This is a genomic window from Shinella fusca (assembly GCF_014203155.1).
GTDB classification, from domain to species: domain Bacteria; phylum Pseudomonadota; class Alphaproteobacteria; order Rhizobiales; family Rhizobiaceae; genus Shinella; species Shinella fusca.
Map to the genome: position 1 here is coordinate 32,322 of NZ_JACHIK010000008.1, position 17,022 is coordinate 49,343.

18 protein-coding genes are annotated in these 17,022 nt (G+C 66.3%); 1 reads left to right on the forward strand and 17 read right to left on the reverse strand.

Annotated elements, in window-relative coordinates:
• Positions 1-63 precede the first annotated feature (63 nt).
• From HNQ66_RS12965 to HNQ66_RS12990, 6 genes are all read right to left on the reverse strand, one after another.
• The gene (locus HNQ66_RS12965) at positions 64-594 is read right to left on the reverse strand and encodes a MerR family transcriptional regulator (RefSeq protein ID WP_184144581.1); all 531 of its coding nucleotides are present in this window, start codon (positions 592-594) and stop codon (positions 64-66) included.
• Between the two features lie 120 nt (positions 595-714).
• Positions 715-1,053 (reverse strand): integration host factor subunit alpha, encoded by a 339-nt coding sequence (locus HNQ66_RS12970; RefSeq protein ID WP_064329714.1) that lies wholly within the window; start codon positions 1,051-1,053, stop codon positions 715-717.
• Positions 1,054-1,153: 100 nt separating this feature from the next.
• Entirely contained in the window at positions 1,154-2,125 is a 972-nt protein-coding gene (locus HNQ66_RS12975; protein WP_184144582.1) for a beta-ketoacyl-ACP synthase III, read from the reverse strand.
• Positions 2,126-2,130: 5 nt separating this feature from the next.
• Positions 2,131-3,186: a phosphate acyltransferase PlsX gene (gene plsX, locus HNQ66_RS12980; protein ID WP_184144583.1), complete on the reverse strand. Its 1,056-nt coding sequence runs from the start codon at positions 3,184-3,186 to the stop codon at positions 2,131-2,133.
• Between the two features lie 118 nt (positions 3,187-3,304).
• The gene (locus HNQ66_RS12985) at positions 3,305-3,859 is read right to left on the reverse strand and encodes a YceD family protein (protein WP_184144584.1); all 555 of its coding nucleotides are present in this window, start codon (positions 3,857-3,859) and stop codon (positions 3,305-3,307) included.
• An 18-nt stretch (positions 3,860-3,877) separates the two neighbouring features.
• Positions 3,878-4,432 carry a ubiquinol-cytochrome C chaperone family protein gene (locus HNQ66_RS12990; protein ID WP_246434299.1) on the reverse strand — a complete coding sequence of 185 codons (555 nt, stop codon included), beginning with the start codon at positions 4,430-4,432 and terminating at the stop codon, positions 3,878-3,880.
• 152 nt (positions 4,433-4,584) lie between these two features.
• On the opposite strand from HNQ66_RS12990, the gene HNQ66_RS12995 reads away from it, so the two are divergent.
• Positions 4,585-5,052, forward strand: coding sequence for an outer membrane protein assembly factor BamE (locus HNQ66_RS12995; protein ID WP_184144751.1), 468 nt, complete (start codon positions 4,585-4,587; stop codon positions 5,050-5,052).
• 73 nt (positions 5,053-5,125) lie between these two features.
• Here the strand turns inward: HNQ66_RS12995 and HNQ66_RS13000 are convergent, their stop codons facing one another.
• The 11 genes from HNQ66_RS13000 to ldtR all read right to left on the reverse strand — a co-directional run bounded on the left by HNQ66_RS13000 (position 5,126) and on the right by ldtR (position 17,013).
• Positions 5,126-7,261 (reverse strand): sodium-translocating pyrophosphatase, encoded by a 2,136-nt coding sequence (locus HNQ66_RS13000; RefSeq protein ID WP_184144586.1) that lies wholly within the window; start codon positions 7,259-7,261, stop codon positions 5,126-5,128.
• Between the two features lie 171 nt (positions 7,262-7,432).
• Complete coding sequence (locus HNQ66_RS13005) at positions 7,433-8,659, reverse strand: MFS transporter (protein WP_184144587.1); 1,227 nt, start codon at positions 8,657-8,659, stop codon at positions 7,433-7,435.
• Positions 8,660-8,671: 12 nt separating this feature from the next.
• The gene (gene nusB, locus HNQ66_RS13010) at positions 8,672-9,154 is read right to left on the reverse strand and encodes a transcription antitermination factor NusB (protein ID WP_184144588.1); all 483 of its coding nucleotides are present in this window, start codon (positions 9,152-9,154) and stop codon (positions 8,672-8,674) included.
• On the reverse strand, positions 9,151-9,612 hold the full coding sequence (gene ribH, locus HNQ66_RS13015; RefSeq protein WP_184144589.1) for a 6,7-dimethyl-8-ribityllumazine synthase: 462 nt from the start codon (positions 9,610-9,612) through the stop codon (positions 9,151-9,153). The genes nusB and ribH overlap by 4 nt, the downstream gene beginning before the upstream one ends.
• A 112-nt stretch (positions 9,613-9,724) precedes the next feature.
• Positions 9,725-10,861, reverse strand: a complete 1,137-nt coding sequence (locus HNQ66_RS13020) for a GGDEF domain-containing protein (RefSeq protein WP_184144590.1) — start codon at positions 10,859-10,861, stop codon at positions 9,725-9,727.
• 131 nt (positions 10,862-10,992) lie between these two features.
• Entirely contained in the window at positions 10,993-11,610 is a 618-nt protein-coding gene (locus HNQ66_RS13025) for a riboflavin synthase (RefSeq protein WP_184144591.1), read from the reverse strand.
• On the reverse strand, positions 11,610-12,914 hold the full coding sequence (gene ribD, locus HNQ66_RS13030) for a bifunctional diaminohydroxyphosphoribosylaminopyrimidine deaminase/5-amino-6-(5-phosphoribosylamino)uracil reductase RibD (RefSeq protein ID WP_184144592.1): 1,305 nt from the start codon (positions 12,912-12,914) through the stop codon (positions 11,610-11,612). Before ribD ends, HNQ66_RS13025 begins: the two co-directional genes overlap by 1 nt.
• Positions 12,915-12,916: 2 nt before the next feature.
• Entirely contained in the window at positions 12,917-13,396 is a 480-nt protein-coding gene (nrdR, locus tag HNQ66_RS13035) for a transcriptional regulator NrdR (RefSeq protein WP_184144593.1), read from the reverse strand.
• A gap of 9 nt (positions 13,397-13,405) precedes the next feature.
• Positions 13,406-14,704: a serine hydroxymethyltransferase gene (glyA, locus tag HNQ66_RS13040; RefSeq protein ID WP_184144594.1), complete on the reverse strand. Its 1,299-nt coding sequence runs from the start codon at positions 14,702-14,704 to the stop codon at positions 13,406-13,408.
• A gap of 199 nt (positions 14,705-14,903) precedes the next feature.
• On the reverse strand, positions 14,904-16,229 hold the full coding sequence (locus HNQ66_RS13045) for a L,D-transpeptidase family protein (RefSeq protein WP_184144595.1): 1,326 nt from the start codon (positions 16,227-16,229) through the stop codon (positions 14,904-14,906).
• Between the two features lie 271 nt (positions 16,230-16,500).
• Positions 16,501-17,013, reverse strand: a complete 513-nt coding sequence (gene ldtR, locus HNQ66_RS13050; RefSeq protein ID WP_184144596.1) for a transcriptional regulator LdtR — start codon at positions 17,011-17,013, stop codon at positions 16,501-16,503.
• Positions 17,014-17,022 lie beyond the last annotated feature (9 nt).

A 17,022-nucleotide genomic window follows, 5' to 3' on the forward strand; every position in this document is an offset into this window, starting at 1 on the left:
GCCAAAAAATCGGCGGGCGGGAACAAATACGGTGTTTTCGCCCGCCCCTGGGGATAGTGCCGCCTACCGCACCTGATCGAGCAGGCGCTTGCATTCGAGGAGATCGTAAAGGGCCTCCTGCAGGAGGGCGCGGTCCTCCTTGCCGACGCTCGTCTTGCCGATGGAGATTTCCGGCGCCTCGTCCGTGCCGCCAACGAAGGAGAAGAAACGGCGGCTGGCGGGCGCCTTGGCGCGGCCGACGATCTGGTCCTCGTCGCTGCCGGCCTTGGGCGGCGGCGGCTCCTCGTGGCTTGCGGCCGCCAGCGCCTCGACGGTCGCAAGGTCGCCGCTCGCGATGGCGGCGACGAACTTGTTGCCGTTGACCTTGAGCAGCTTCTGCACGCCCTTGATCGTATAGCCGTGATCGTAGAGGAGATGGCGGATGCCCTTGAGGAGGTCGACGTCCTCCGGCCGATAGTAGCGCCGGCCGCCGCCGCGCTTCATCGGCTTGATCTGCGTGAAGCGCGTCTCCCAGAACCGCAGCACATGCTGCGGCAGGTCGAGATCGTCTGCGACTTCGCTGATGGTGCGGAACGCGTCCGGACTCTTGTCCATTCTACCCTCGATGAAAAGCCAGCGGCGGCATTCTGACACGAATGCCGCCGAATCGCATTCATTTCAGCGGGTTGCCGAACAATATTCAAGCATCGATTCGCCTTTGGCAGGCCGAAGCGCTCAGGAAGCGGGGGATGCCGGCTTCTGTTTCGCCTTGCGCGCGAGATGGGCCTTCAGCACGCGCTGCTTGAGAACGTTCGAGGCCTTGAAGGTCATGACGCGGCGGGGCGAGATCGGCACTTCCTCGCCGGTCTTGGGATTGCGGCCGATGCGCTCGTTCTTGTCGCGCACCTGGAACGTGGCGAAGGAGGAGAGCTTCACGCTCTCGCCGCGCACGATGGCGTTGCAGATCTCGTCGATCACGGTCTCGACGAGCTCTGCCGATTCGGTCCTGGAAAGGCCGACCTTCCGGAAAACCGATTCGGCCAGATCTGCGCGTGTCACCGTTTTGCCGCTCATCGTTCCTCACCGATTTCTTATTGAAAGCGCATGGTTAAGTGGCGGAAGAGTATTGTCCTTGCCCCCCGTGGTCAAGCGGCGCGACGGGCGCGCCGTTCACCTACCAGCGAAGCAGCACCGCGCCCCAGGTGAAGCCGCCGCCCATGGCCTCCAGGAGGACGAGGTCGCCTTCCTTGATCCGGCCGTCGGCAGCCGCCGCGGCAAGCGCCAGCGGGATGGAGGCGGCCGAGGTGTTGCCGTGCTGGTCGACGGTGACGACGACCTTCTCCAGCGGGATGCCGAGCTTCCTGGCGGAGCCGTCGATGATGCGCTTGTTGGCCTGGTGCGGCACCAGCCAGTCGATGTCGTCGGCGGAAAAGCCCGTCGCATCGAAGGCCGAGACGATGACGTCCGTGATCATGCCGACGGCATGCTTGAAGACCTCGCGGCCTTCCATGCGAAGGTGCCCGACGGTGCCGGTGGTGGACGGGCCGCCGTCGACATAGAGCTTCTCGCGGTGCGCGCCGTCGGAGCGCAGCTGCGCCGTCAGCACGCCGCGGTCGGCGGTGGTGCCGCTGCCCTCCTGCCCTTCCAGCACGATGGCGCCGGCGCCGTCGCCGAAGAGCACGCAGGTCGTGCGGTCGGTCCAGTCGAGGATGCGCGAGAAGGTCTCCGCGCCGATGACGAGGACGCGTTTGGCAAGGCCGCCGCGGATATAGGCGTCCGCCGTCGCCACCGCATAGACGAAGCCGGAACAGACGGCCTGCACGTCGAAGGCGAAGCCGTGGTGCATGCCGAGGCGGTTCTGGATGTTGACGGCGGTGGCCGGGAAAGTGTTGTCCGGCGTGGAGGTCGCGACGATGATGAGGTCGATGTCGGCCGGCGTCAGCCCGCCCTTGTCGAGCGCGGCGCGCGCGGCGGCCTCGCCGAGCGAGGCGGTCGTCTCGCCCTCGCCGGCGATGTAGCGCTGGCGGATGCCGGTGCGCTGCACGATCCACTCGTCGGACGTGTCGACCATGCTTTCCAGCTCGGCATTGGTGAGCACCCGCTTGGGAAGCGCCGTCCCGAAACCGCGGACCACTGAACGAATCATTCTGTCTATACCTCGTCGCTCACGCCCTGCGCGCCTTCGACAGGCCGGCCCGCGTGATACTTCTGCAAATCTCTTTCGATCTTGTCCTTGAGGCCGTTGCGGACCATGTCGTAGCCGACATCCACCGCCGCGGCGAAGCCCTCGGCATCCGTGCCGCCATGGCTCTTGATGACGATGCCGTTGAGGCCGAGGAACACGCCGCCGTTGACCTTGCGCGGATCCATCTTCTCGCGCACCCGGTCGAAGGCGCTCTTGGCGAGCACGTAGCCGAGCTTGGCGAGCCAGGTGCGCGACATGGCCGCGCGCAGGTACTCGGCGATCTGCCGCGCCGTCCCCTCCGCCGCCTTCAGCGCAATGTTGCCGGCAAAACCTTCCGTGACCACCACGTCCACCGTGCCGCGACCGATATCGTCGCCCTCGACGAAGCCATAATACTCGATCGTGTCGAAATTGGCCTCGCGGATGAGCTGGCCGGCGGCCTTGACCTCTTCCTGTCCCTTGATCTCCTCGACGCCGACATTGAGCAGGCCCACCGTCGGCCGGTCGATCTCGAAGAGGGCGCGCGCCATGGCGCCGCCCATCAGGGCGAAATCGAAGAGCTGGTTGGCGTCGGCGCCGATGGTCGCGCCGATATCGAGCACGATGCTTTCACCCCTGAGGGTCGGCCAGATGCCGGCGATCGCCGGGCGCTCGATGTTCGACATCATGCGCAGGCAGAACTTCGACATGGCCATCAGCGCGCCGGTATTGCCGGCTGAGACGGCGACATCCGCCTCGCCCTTCGCCACCGCCTCGATCGCCAGCCACATGGAGGATTTTCCCCGCCCGCGGCGCAGCGCCTGGCTGGGCTTCTCGTCCATGGCGACGGCGATCTCGCAGTGATGGAAGGTGCTGGCCGCCTTCAGCTTGGGATGCTGCGCCAGAAGCGGCTCGCATTCGGCGGCATTACCATAAAGCGCAAAGCGGACTTCGGGGTGGCGCTCCAGAGCCTTGGCTGCGCCTGGGATGGCGACCTTCGGGCCGAAATCGCCACCCATGACATCGACGGAAATTCTGACCACGCGTGCTTTGCCTTAATTCTTGTTTCCAACGGCAGAAGAGCCGCCGCGGCGGGGGTTGCGCCAAAATAGCGCTTTTCGCCGGGGGCACAACTGAATTATCGGGCGCCTCAAAGGCCGTTCAGTCTTTTTTCCAGTCCTTGAGAGCCGCGAAAGGCGAAGGCTTGCGGTCGTCCGCCTCGGTGCTTTCGATATGGCCGGAAAAGGCGACGTCGGCCCTGCGCGGATAGGGATCTATGGCGAGCGCCGCATGCTCGGCGGCGACCGCGCCGGCATCGATCGTGTCGCCCGTGAAGACTTCCGGCGCGTCCGGGCCGTCCGGGTCTAGCAGCATTTCGCCGGTCTCGTTCGTCACCGCCATGCGCGCCAGCTTCGAGCCTTCCGGCACGAAGACGACCTCGACCGGCTCGTCGATATGGGACGAGACGGGATCGAGCGTGACGACGCAGGCCTGCACGATATCCGCCGTGACGCGGCCCTTGAGGCGCACGCCGTCGCGCTTCCAGCGCCGGATCTCGAAGGTCGCCGAAAGGGCCTTCACCTCCAGCACCGACCAGAGTTCGGCGAGCCCCGCACGCTCCTGCGCGTCGGCGCTGATCGTCACCTCGACCGGATTGGCCGAGATGTGCCCCACCTTGACCGGGTAGGAGAACGGCGTGTCGTCGTCTTGTCTCATCTTTCGCCTTCCGCCGCCTCAGGCGGCCTGTTCTGCCGGGCCGGGCGCGATGACGTCGAGCGCGCCGACCGCCACCTCGTCCTCGCCCACCTCGGCCATCGCCCTCTCGGCGGTGAAGAGATAGGCGGCAAGGCCCTCCATCGACGGCGCGCCCTCGCCCGCCTGCGGATGGATATTGCGCCGGAGCGCCCCGGCAAGCGCCTCGCGGTCGCCGCCATCGAGCGCGGCCGCGTAGGATTCCAGCCGGCCGTAGAACATGCCGGCGAATTTCTTCATGCGCTTGGGCACGCCGACATCGCCGACGCCGAGTTCGCGAATCGAGTGGTCCACGTCCTCGAAGAAGGCATCGATGATCTCCTGGGCGATCTCCTGGCCCGACGTGGCGCTGGCGCGCGTGCGGCGGAAGTAGAGGATCAGCATGGCCGAGAGCATCTCGAAACGGCCCATCACCGTGTCGGGAACATCAAGCGCTTCATAGAGATAGGGGTGGCGCGCCGCCTTTGTAAGCGTCGCGTACTGCTTTTCGACGATGCGCCGGTTGCCGTTTTTTTTGCCGAACAGGCCGAAAATCATCATAAAGCCTAGTTTTGCCCGATTCAAACCATGGAGCCATTGCAAGCCATGTTGCATGACGCTCGAAGCTGGTTTACCGAAGCAGGCACGAATTGCAATGGCTGCGCAGCCATCATCGTCCCGGGGATATTGTGAAGAGAGATGCCGTGAATATGAAGCTGTTGCGTAATGCCGCCGTTGCCGTCACCCTCTCCGCATCCGTGCTCGCAGCCTGCCAGGGCCCCAGCGAAGTGCTCTACCAGGGCTATGTCGTCGACGAGGAAACGCTGGCGCTCGCTCCGGTCGGTTCTTCGCGCGAACAGGTGCTGCTCTCGCTCGGCACGCCGTCCTCGACCGCGACCTTCGACAACGAAGTGTTCTACTACATCTCGCAGAAGCGCAAGCGCCCCGTCGCCTTCATGAAGCCGAAGCTGGTGGAGCAGAGCGTGCTCGCCGTCTATTTCGACAAGGACGGCAACGTGGCGCGGCTTGCCCATTACACGCTGCAGGACGGCAAGGTCTTCGACATGATCTCGCGCGTCACGCCGACGGGCGGCGCCGAAACCACCTTCCTCGGCCAGTTGCTGCGCGGCGGCGCGAACCCCGGCTCGGTCATCAAGAACGTTTTCGGCAACAACTGATCGCCGCCTTCGCAAGAAGGCAAAAGGAAACCGCGGGGATCGCTCCCCGCGGTTTTTGTTTGTGCCGTCAGGCTCAGGCGAGAACGGCGAGCAGAAGCAGCGCGACGATATTGGTGATCTTGATCGCCGGGTTCACCGCGGGGCCTGCCGTATCCTTGTAGGGGTCGCCGACCGTGTCGCCGGTGACGGAGGCCTTGTGGGCTTCCGAGCCCTTGAGGTGCCGCTGGCCGTCCTTGTCGACGAAGCCGTCCTCGAAGCTCTTCTTCGCATTGTCCCATGCGCCCCCGCCGGAGGTCATGGAGATCGCCACGAAGAGGCCGTTGACGATGACGCCGAGCAGCGATGCGCCGAGCGCGGCGAAGGCCGAGGCCTTGGAGCCGGAAATGGCGAGCACGCCGAAATAGACGACGAGCGGCGCCAGCACCGGCAGCAGCGAGGGCACGACCATTTCCCGGATCGCTGCCTTGGTGAGAAGGTCGACCGCGCGGCCGTAGTCCGGCCGCTCAGTTCCGGCCATGATGCCGGGCTTCTCGCGGAACTGCCTGCGCACCTCCTCGACGATCGAGCCCGCCGCACGGCCGACGGACGTCATCGCGATGCCGCCGAAGAGGTACGGGATGAGGCCGCCGAAGATGAGGCCGGCAACGACATAGGGGTTGGAGAGGTCGAACGAGATCGTGCCGATATCCACGAAATACGGATACTTGTCGCCATTGGCGGCGAAGTAGGCAAGGTCGTTCGAATAGGCGGCGAAGAGCACCAGCGCGCCGAGGCCGGCCGAGCCGATGGCATAGCCCTTGGTGACGGCCTTGGTCGTGTTGCCGACGGCGTCGAGCGCGTCGGTGGACTTGCGCACCTCGGGGTCGAGGCCGGACATCTCGGCGATGCCGCCGGCATTGTCCGTCACCGGGCCGAAGGCGTCGAGCGCCACGATCATGCCGGCAATGCCGAGCATGCCGGTGACGGCGATGCCGGTGCCGAAGAGGCCGGCGAGCTGGTAGGTGGCGATGATGCCGCCGACGATGACGATCGCCGGCAGGGCCGTCGATTCCAGCGAGACGGCAAGGCCCTGGATGACGTTCGTGCCGTGGCCGGTGACGGAGGCCTGGGCGATGGAGTTCACCGGGCGCTTGTTGGTGCCGGTATAGTATTCGGTGATCACCACGATGAGCGCCGTCACCAGGAGGCCGACGAGGCCGCAGATGAAGAGGTGCGTGCCGGTGATCTCCTTGCCGGCGACCGTGCCGACCGTATCCCAGCCGATGGTGAGCGACGTCGCCGCGCCGAGGCCGAGGATGGAGAGCACGCCCGTGACGATGAGGCCCTTGTAGAGCGCGCCCATGATCGATCCGTTCGCGCCGAGCTTGACGAAGAACGTGCCGATGATCGAGGTGATGATGCAGGCGCCGCAAATGGCCAGCGGATAGATCATCGCGCTGGCAAGGGTCGGCGTGCCGGCGAAGAAGATGGCCGCGAGAACCATGGTGGCGACGACCGTCACCGCATAGGTCTCGAAGAGGTCGGCCGCCATGCCGGCGCAGTCGCCGACATTGTCGCCCACGTTGTCGGCGATGGTCGCCGGGTTGCGCGGGTCGTCTTCCGGAATGCCGGCCTCCACCTTGCCGACGAGGTCGCCGCCGACGTCCGCGCCCTTGGTGAAGATGCCGCCGCCGAGGCGGGCGAAGATGGAGATCAGCGAGGCGCCGAAGCCGAGCGCGACGAGCGCGTCGATGACCTCGCGGGAAGCCGGCTCGTGGCCGAGCGGGCCGGTGAGGACCCAGTAGTAGATCGAGACGCCGAGAAGGGCGAGGCCCGCCACCAGCATGCCGGTGATGGCGCCTGACTTGAAGGCGATGTCGAGACCCGAGGACAGGCTGACGGACGCGGCCTGCGCCGTGCGCACGTTGGCGCGGACGGAGACATGCATGCCGATGAAGCCGGCAACGCCCGACAGCACGGCGCCGATCAGGAAGCCGACGGCAGCCGTAGCGGAAAGCAGCAGCCAGGCGCCGACGAAGACGACGACCCCGACGATGGCAATGGTTCTGTACTGACGGGTGAGATAGGCCTGCGCCCCTTCCCGGATATAACCTGCAATTTCCTGCATGCGGGCATTCCCCTGGTCGGCGGCAAGCACCGACCGCGTCGCCCAGATGGCATAGACCACCGAGAGCAACCCGCATGCGACAACGCCAAACAATATGGTCATTTCGCTCTGTCCTCCTTGGAGGCCGCAGGGTCCTCTCCCCGCAGCCGATACGCGTCCGCTCCCGTTTGCCTCCTCACAAGCCGGGCGCCGGCGCGCGGCCAGAGTGCGATTGCGAATCGGTTGCGTCAAGCCGCTGCACCGCGGCAAGCGCTTCTGGGAAACGGATTTTTTTCAGGCGGCCGCGCGGCGGGAGCGCACAAGCAGCAGAAGGACGAGAACGAGGCTGACGCCGGTGATCGGCCAGAACACCAGGTTGATGGTCTGCCAGCCATAGGCGTTGAACACCTTGCCGGAGGAGAAGGAGGCGAGCGCCACGGCGCCGAACAGGATGATGTCGTGGAAGCCCTGCACCTTGTCGGCCTCGTGCGGGCGGTAGCTGGAGGCGACGATGGCGGTGGCGCCGATGAAGCCGAAGTTCCAGCCGATGCCGAGAAGGATGAGCGCGCCCCAGAAATTCCAGAGCGCGATGCCGGCATGGGCGACGGCCGCGCAGCCCATGAGGATGAGGAGACCGGCGGCGACGACCTTCTCCGTGCCGAGGCGCTGGATCAGCATGCCGGTGACGAAGCTGGGGGCGAACATGGCGAGCACATGCCACTGGATGCCGAGCGTCGCCATTTCCGGCGAGAAGCCGCAGCCGATCACCATGGCGAGCGGCGCGCCGGTCATCATGAAGGTCATCAGCGCATAGGAGGAGATGCCGCAGAACATGCCCGTCAGGAAGCGCTGCGTCAGCACGATCTCGCGCAGCGGACGGACGGCCTCGCCGCCGGCCATCCCGGCCGCCTTGTGGTCGGGCAGGCGCAGGAAGAGGAAGAGGACGATGGCGGCAAGGGAGAGCGGGGCGAGCGCCACGAAGGCGCCGGCGAAGAGTACCGGCTCGAAGAGGTCCTTGGTGAAGATCACCACCTGGGGGCCGAGCACCGCCGAGATGACGCCGCCGGCAAGGATCCAGGAAATGGCGCGCGGCTTGTAGAAGGAGGGCGAGGCATCGGCTGCGGCGAAGCGGATCTTCTGCGCGAAGCCGCTCGAAATGCCGATCAGCACGAAGCCGGCGGCAAAGAGCCAGAAATCGCTGCGGAAGAGTGCGATGGCGGCGAGCAGCCCGCCTCCTGCCCCGACGAGCGCGCCGACGATGAAGCCATGGGCCCGCCCGAGCATGCGCGCGGCAATGGCGACGAGCACGGCGCCGAGCGCCACGCCGATGTTGAAGCCGGTGAGCGGGGCGGTGGCGAGCGACTTGTCCGGCCCGAGCAGGTCGTAGCCGGCAAGGCCGCCGACGGAGAACGCGATGGGACCGGAGGAGCCGAGCAGCGCCTGCGCGAACATCAAAAGGGAGACGTTCCGGCGCGCGGCCGAAAGCTCCCGTTCAAGACCTTCGACCGTTCCCGTGCTCATCGCGCCTACCGTTTACTTGCGGGTGTCGGGCCGGACCTGCCTGGCGATGCGGTCGAGCACCGCGTTCACCAGCTTCGGCTCCTCGTCCTCGAAGAACGCCTTGGCGATCTCGACATATTCCGTGACGATCACGGCGACCGGAACATCCTTGCGCTCGCGCAGCTCGAAGGTGCCGGCGCGCAGGATGGCGCGCACGGTGGAATCGAGCCGGGACAGCGCCCAGTCGTCCTGCAGCGCGGAACCGATCATCGGGTCGAGCAGGCGCTGGTCGCGCACGACGCCCGAGACGATCGAGCGGAACCACGAGGGGTCCGCCTTGAGATAGGTGTCGCCGTCGAGTTCCTGGCCGAGGCGGTGCGCCTCGTATTCGGCGACGATCTCCAGCACGCCGGTGCCGCCGATATCCATCTGGTAGAGCGCCTGCACGGCGGCGAGGCGCGCCGCGCCGCGCTGGTTGGCCGGCTTGACCGGCTGCTGGTTCTTCTCGTCGGTCACTGTTCGCCGCCCAGTTTCTTCTTCAGCCCGATCATGGTGAGGGCCGCGCGCGCGGCGAAGCCGCCCTTGTCGCCTTCCGAGCGGCGGGCGCGCGCCCAGCCCTGCTCGTCGTTCTCGACCGTCAGGATGCCGTTGCCGATCGGCAGAGCCTCGCTGACCGAGAGGTCCATCAGCGCGCGGCTCGATTCGTTGGCGACGATGTCGAAATGGTAGGTCTCGCCGCGGATGACCATGCCGAGCGCGACGAAGCCGTCATACCAGGTGCCGCCGTTTTCCATGCCGTCGAGCGCCATGGAGATGGCGGCCGGGATTTCCAGCGCGCCCATGACGGTCACGATGTCGTAGGTGGCGCCGGCGGCATCGAGCGCGTGCTTGGCGCCGTCGAGCATCGCATCGGCCATGTCGTCGTAGAAGCGGGCTTCCACGATGAGGAGATGGGCATTGTCGGTGTTGGCCATGTATCACCTGAAAATTGGAGGCGTGCCGCCATCATGGGGGATAAGGCGGCGGTCAAACCACGACGGGCGGGGCTTGGCAAGCCTTTTCCGTTTTACGAGGCCATTTCAGGGCTCAGGCGGCGAGCGAGACGCAGTTGCGGCCGTTGCGTTTCGACAGATAGAGCGCATTGTCGGCATTGCTGAGGAGGCAATCGAAGCTCGCACCCTCCGCGCTGCCGAAGGCGATGCCGGCGCTGACCGTGCAGGTGATCGACCGGCCCCCGGCGGGAATGAGCTTTGCCGCGAAATCGGCGCGGATGCGCTCGGCGATGCGGTGCGCGCGGTCCGGCAGGGTGCGGTCCAGCACGACGACGAACTCCTCGCCGTCGAGGCGCGCCATGCAGGCCGCATGGCCGCAGGCATCGCGCACGACCCCGGCGAAGACCTTCAGCACCGCATCGCCCGCGGCATGGCCGTAGCGGTCGTTGACGGACTTGAAGGCATCGAGGTCGAAGGCGATGGCCGCCGTCTGGTCGCTCATCGCCTGCTCTCCGTAGCGGTCGAACAGGGCGCGGCGGTTCAGGAGGCCCGTCAGCGCGTCCGTATTGGCGGCGCGCTGGTGGCTGGCGGCGACACGCCACTGGTTGAGCGCCAGCGACATGGCGCCGATGCCGGTGATGCCAACGATCGCCACGACGAGGTTCAGGGTCTCCGCCCAGTTCTGCGGCGCATGGCCGAGCACCGCCCGTCCGTCATGAATGAGCGCGGCCGCGCAGAGGATGAAGGACAGAGCGGTCAGCAGGTAGAGGATGACGATGCCGGTGAGCGGCAGGGGCGCTTCCGCCCGGCCTCGCCAGTATTCCGAGGCCGTCGCGGCAAGCGCGGCGGCGATCAGCAGGTTGAGCAGGATGAAGGCGATACCGTCATAGCCGGCGGCAAGCCACGGCAGGGCGACGGCCGAGCTTGCCGTGAAGACGAGGAACACGCGCCGGCGCCCGCGCAGGCCGGTGCGGAACCGATAGGCCGCGCCATAGATGAAGGCGAAGCCGAGGAACTGCAGCATGAAGGCAAGGCAGCCGAGGCGGAAGCCGGGGGCCTCGATATAAAGGCTGTAGACGATGACGGCCGGCACGATGCAGCCGATGCCGAGCGACCAGGAGAGCAGGAAGCGCTCGACCCTCGCGGACATCCACGAGGCGAAGAGCGTCGCCGAAAGACAAAAACCGGACAGCCCTATCGCCAGAAGCAGGGTCGTGTAGTCAGGCGTCATGCTGGACGGTCTCCAATCATCGGATGGTGCACCCTAGAGATGGAGAGGTATCGATATCGTTACCATCGACCGGGCCCAGCGGCCCGATCCTGTGCCGATACGAGGCGTATCACCCGCCTGTCACGCCCGCGTCACGCCTTGGGCGCAGGGAACTCCGCCAGCCGCGCCGCATAGCGCGCCATGGTGTCGACCTCGAAGTTGACGAAGTCGCCCGCCCTGCGCTCGCCCCAGGTGGTGACTTCCAGCGTATGGCGGATGAGAAGCACGTCGAAGACCGCGCCGTCGACCGCGTTGACGGTGAGCGAGGTGCCGTCGAGCGCGACGGAGCCCTTCGGCGCGACGAAGCGCTCGAAGCCCTCCGGCGCGCGGATGCGGAAGCGGGTGGCGTCGCCCTCGGCCTCCACGGAGAGGATTTCCGCCCTGCCGTCGACATGGCCGGAGACGATGTGGCCGCCAAGTTCGTCGCCGATCTTCAGCGAGCGCTCGAGATTGATCTTCGTGCCCGCCTTCCAGCCGGAAATCGTCGTCAGCCGCAGGGCCTCTTCCCAGGCCTCGACCTCGAACCAGCGGGCGTTCGTGCCCGCCTCCGGCAGCGCCGTGACGGTGAGGCAGGTGCCGGAATGGGCGATGGAGGCGCCCATGTCGATGGTGGCGGGGTCATAGTTGGTGCGCACGCGCAGGCGCACGCCCTCGTTCATGGGCTCGACCTTCTCGACCGTTCCGATATCCGTGACAATGCCGGTGAACATCACTCGTCTCTTTCGTATTCTTCGAAAATATCCGCGCCGTAGCGCGCCGTATGGCGAAGCGCAAAGCCCTGCGGCATCCGCCCGGACACACATGGGGATGCGATCCCGCCCTTGCCAATGGCCTTCGGGCCGGTGAACAGCATTATCCGGTCGACAAGGCCGGCGTCGAGGAAGGACCGCGCCGTCCGCGCCCCGCCTTCCACCAGCAGCGAGGAAATACCGCGCGTCGCCAGCGCCGCGAGAAGATCGTCGAGCCGGCGCGGATCGCAGATCAGCACCTCGACGCCCAGGGCCTCCAGCGCGGCGGCGCGGGCACGCCAGTCGCCGGGCACGGCGGCCGGGTTATCCCCCTCTGGCCTGCCGGCCATCTCCCCCTCAAGGGGGGAGATCGATGGAGAGATGGTTTCCTTCCCATCGCTCCGCGGTGCGGCAGATTCTTCGTTTTCTGAAGAGGAAAACGATGACTCCCAGCCAATCTCCCCCCTTGAGAGGGAGATGGCCGGCAGGCCAGAGGGGGGTGTTCCGGGCACATCCGCCTCCCCCTCCCGCGCCGCCACCACGATCACCGGCACGTCCCGCGCCGACCGGGCCAGGTTCGACGCCGACGGTAATTCCACCCGCGGGTCGAGCACGATGCGCACCGGCGAGCGGCTTTCCAGTCCCGGCAGGCGGCAGGTGAGCTCCGGATCGTCGGCGAGCGCCGTGCCGATGCCGATGAGGATCGCGTCCGTCTCGGCGCGCGCGACATGCACCTGCCCGCGCGAGACCGGGCCGGTAATCGCCACCTGCCCCTCGCCCAGCCGGCCGAGCATGCCGTCGCTCGAAACGGCAAGCTTGAGAGTCACATGCGGCCGCTTCTTCGTCTGGCGCGTCAGGTAGGCGGCAAGCGCCGCGCGGCCTTCCGCCTCCAGAACGCCCGTCTCGACCGCGATGCCGGCATCGCGCAGCATGGAAAGCCCCCTGCCCGCCACGCGCTCGTCCGGATCGGTGACCGAGACGACGACGCGCGCAACGCCGGAGGAAATCAGCGCGTCGGCGCAGGGCGGCGTCTTGCCGTGGTGCGAGCAGGGCTCGAGGGTGACATAGGCCGTCGCCCCGCGTGCCGCCTCGCCGGCCATGGCCAGCGCCTGCGTTTCCGCATGCGGCCGGCCGCCCGGCGCGGTGACGGCCGAGCCGACGACCACGCCGTCCCTGACGATCAGGCAGGCGACGGAAGGATTGGTGGCTGTAAGACCGAGATTGCGGCGGCTGAGGCGGATCGCCGCCGCCATGAAGCGCTCGTCGTCCGGCACGACGGCGGACATCCTCAACTATCCGCGCCCGGATCGCGGGCGATCTTGGCGGCGACTTCCGAAAGGATCTTCTCGAAGTCGTCGACATGGGAGAAGTCGCGGTAGACCGAGGCGTAGCGCACAAAGCCCACGTCATCCAGCGCCTTCAGCGCCTCCAGCACCTGGAGGCCGATTTCCTCGGAAGCGATCTCCGTCTCGCCGGAGCTTTCGAGCCGGCGGACGATCCCTGAGACCGCGCGCTCGATGCGGTCGCGGTCGACGGGCCGCTTGCGAAGCGCGATCTCGAAGGATTTCAGGAGCTTGTCGCGGTCGAAGGGAGCCTTTCGGCCCGTCTTCTTGACAACCATCAACTCGCGGAGCTGCACCCGTTCGAAGGTCGTGAACCGACCGCCGCAATCCGGGCAGATGCGCCGGCGGCGAATGGCGGCCCCGTCCTCTGCCGGACGGGAATCCTTCACCTGCGTATCTTCCGAACCGCAATAGGGGCAGCGCATCGGTTTTCCTTACATATAGGGGTACATCGGGAAGCGGCCCGTCAGCGCGACGACCTTTTCCCGCACGCCCGCTTCCACGGCCGCGTTACCCTCGTCGGAGTTGGCGACCTTCAGGCCATCGAGGACCTCGACGATCAGGTTGCCGATTTCCTTGAACTCGGCTTCCTTGAAGCCGCGGGTCGTGCCGGCCGGCGTGCCGAGGCGGACGCCCGAGGTGACGAAGGGCTTTTCGGGGTCGAACGGGATGCCGTTCTTGTTGCAGGTGATGTAGGCGCGGCCGAGGGCGGCTTCCGCACGCTTGCCGGTCGCGTTCTTCTTGCGCAGGTCCACCAGCATCAGGTGGTTGTCCGTGCCGCCCGAAACGATGTCGAGGCCGCCGGCCTTCAGCGTCTCGGCGAGCGCCTTGGCGTTCTTGACGATCTGCGCGGCGTAGTCCTTGAATTCCGGCTGCAGCGCCTCGCCGAAGGCGACGGCCTTGGCGGCGATGATGTGCATCAGCGGACCGCCCTGCAGGCCGGGGAAGACGGCCGAGTTGATCTTCTTGGCGATGTCCTCGTCGTTCGTCAGCACGACGCCGCCGCGCGGGCCGCGGAGCGACTTGTGCGTGGTGGTCGTGGCGACGTGGCAATGCGGGAACGGCGAGGGATGCTGGCCACCGGCGACGAGGCCGGCGATGTGGGCCATGTCGACCATGAGATAGGCGCCGACTTCGTCGGCGATCTCGCGGAAGCGCTTCCAGTCCCAGATGCGCGAATAGGCCGTGCCGCCGGCGATGATGAGCTTCGGCTTGTTCTTGCGGGCCTTCTCGGCAACGTCGTCCATGTCGAGCAGGTGGTCGCCCTCACGCACGCCGTAGGAGACGACGTTGAACCATTTGCCGGACATGTTGACCGGCGAGCCGTGCGTCAGGTGGCCGCCCGAGTTGAGGTCGAGGCCCATGAAGGTGTCGCCCGGCTGGAGCAGCGCGAGGAAGACGGCCTGGTTCATCTGCGAGCCGGAGTTCGGCTGCACGTTGGCGAAGTTGACGCCGAACAGCTTCTTGGCGCGCTCGATGGCGAGCTCTTCCGCGATGTCGACGAACTGGCAGCCGCCGTAGTAGCGCTTGCCCGGATAGCCTTCGGCGTACTTGTTCGTCATGATCGAGCCCTGGGCTTCGAGCACGGCGCGCGAGACGATGTTCTCCGAGGCGATCAGCTCGATCTCATGGCGCTGGCGACCGAGTTCCTTCTGGATCGAGCCGAAAATCTCCGGATCGGTATCGGCAAGGGAACGCGTGAAGAAAACGTCGGTGGCGGAAGACTGGCTCATCCTCGAGGCTCCTTAGGGCTGGTGGCACGGTGTTTATCGTCCTCGCATGGCAAGGGCAATATCCGCTCCACGGTTTGCGCCATTTCCGCGCAGCTTATGGGATAAAAACGACATGGCCGCTGCCCGCGGGCGAGCAAAGCAAAAGACCGCGCTCTCGTTTGCGAAAGCGCGGCCTCGGGAAGTCGTCTTGCGGCGTGTCTTATTGCGGCAGCAGGTCTTCGTCCGGGGAGCCGGCGGGCTTTTCCATGCCGTAGCCGGTCTGGAGCGCGAGTTCCGTGGCGCCGTCCATGCCGTAGATGTCGTCGCGGAACTGGACGATACGGTCGCGGGCCGACCAGGCGGAGATGTAGACGAAATAGACCGGGACCTCGACGGCCAGCTTGATCGGCGTGTTGACACGCTCGCCGATCACCTTCTCGATCTGCTGGCGCGACCAGCCGGGCGTGTCGCGCAGGAGCCAGGTCACCAGGTCGCGCACGTTCTGCACGCGCACGCAGCCGGACGATTCGAAGCGCATCAGCTTGTTGAACAGGCCCTGCTGGGGCGTGTCGTGCATGTATTCGTTGTTCTGGTTGTAGAAGTTGATCTTCGTCGAGGCCATGGCGTTGATCTTGCCGGGGTCCTGGCGGAACATCAGGTTCGGCGCCTTGTCGGCGAACCAGTCCACCGTCTCCGGCGCCACTTCCTGGCCGTTGCCGTCGAGAAGACGGATATTGTTGCGCGTAAGGTAGGTCGGGTCCTTGCGCATCAGCGGCACGATGTCCTTCTCGACGATCGAGCGCGGCGCGGTCCAGTAGGGATTGAGGATGACCTCGTAGATCTTGGAATTGAGGATATGCGTCGGGCGGCTGCTGCGGCCGACGACGGCGACGTGGTGCAACGCGACGCGCCCGTCCTCCACGGCCTCGACGGAGGCGGCCGGGATGTTCACCATCACGTAGCGCTGGCCGAGATCGCCGGACATGGTCTGCAGGCGCACCAGGTTGGTGTTGAGCTGGCTGAGGCGCGTGGTGGCGGGCACGTTCATGGCCTTCAGCGTGTATTCGCCGAGCACGCCGTCCTGCGGCAGGCCGTGGCGGGCCTGGAAGCGCTTCACGGCGCCATCGACGTAGGAATCGAAGGAATCGGAAATGCCGGCCGAGCGCGCAAGGTCGCCGGAGATCATCAGGCGCTGGCGCAGCGCCTGCACGCCCGGATCGACCACGCCGATCCGCAGCTTCTGCTCCGAGCCGACCTGCGGCCAGCCGCCGGCGGAGACGATCTGCTGGTAATCGGCGATCGCCTGCTGGATGTTCGGGACGGCGCCGGCGCCGAGGGTGGGATTGTTGGAGCTGACGGCGGCGGCGGCGCGCGAGGCCTTGGCGTCGAACTGGTCGTCCCAGTTGCCGCGGCGCGGAGCGTTGAGAATGTCGTCGAGTGTCGACTGCGCGAAGGCCTGCCCGGCCACGGCGGCAGCGCCGAAGGTTGCGGCAGAGCGCAGGAACGCGCGGCGCGAGAACACATCAATTCCGGTTTTGCGAGACATCTATCCTACCATCTCCTGAACGCCGCTATGGCGGCGCGGTGCATGCAGCACGGCGACCAAGGGGTCCTTACCCGATGCAGCTATCACGAACAGGGTTAATAAACGCAAACCGGCCCCGCCGCCCGCGCATACCTTAAGCCCAGGGTCCGGGTGTCACAGCAATATGGCCAATTCGTGTCTCGGGCCCGGGAGGCGGGGTCAGAACGCCGAAAGCCGGACGCGCAGGGAACGCGGCCGGCTTTTCTGGAGGAGGTCGGGAAAACGCCCGGAATTACAGGCGATAGAGGATGCTGTCGTTCCAGAAGCGGTCGAGGCGCTGGAGCAGCTTGTTCATCTGGCTGAACTCGCCCTCGCCGATGCCGCCGACCTTCTGGATCGAGCCGATATGGCGCTCGTAGAGGCCTGCGACCGTCTCGGCGACTTCCTGGCCGCTTTCCGTGAGCGAGATGCGGACGGAACGGCGGTCGATGCGCGAGCGCTGGTGGTTGATGAAGCCGAGGTCGACCAGCTTCTTGACGTTGTAGGAGACGTTCGAGCCGAGATAGTAGCCGCGCGAGCGCAGTTCCCCTGCCGTCAGTTCCGAGTTGCCGATGTTGAAGAGCAGGAGCGCCTGGACGGCGTTGACGTCGGAGCGGCCGGCGCGGTCGAACTCGTCCTTGATGACGTCGAGCAGGCGGCGGTGCAGGCGTTCGACGAGGTGGAGGGATTCGAGGTAGAGGTTGCGGATCGCGTCTTCCTGCGGATCGATGGCGGGAGCCGCCTGCGGCTTGATCTTGGTGTTCATGTTACTGCC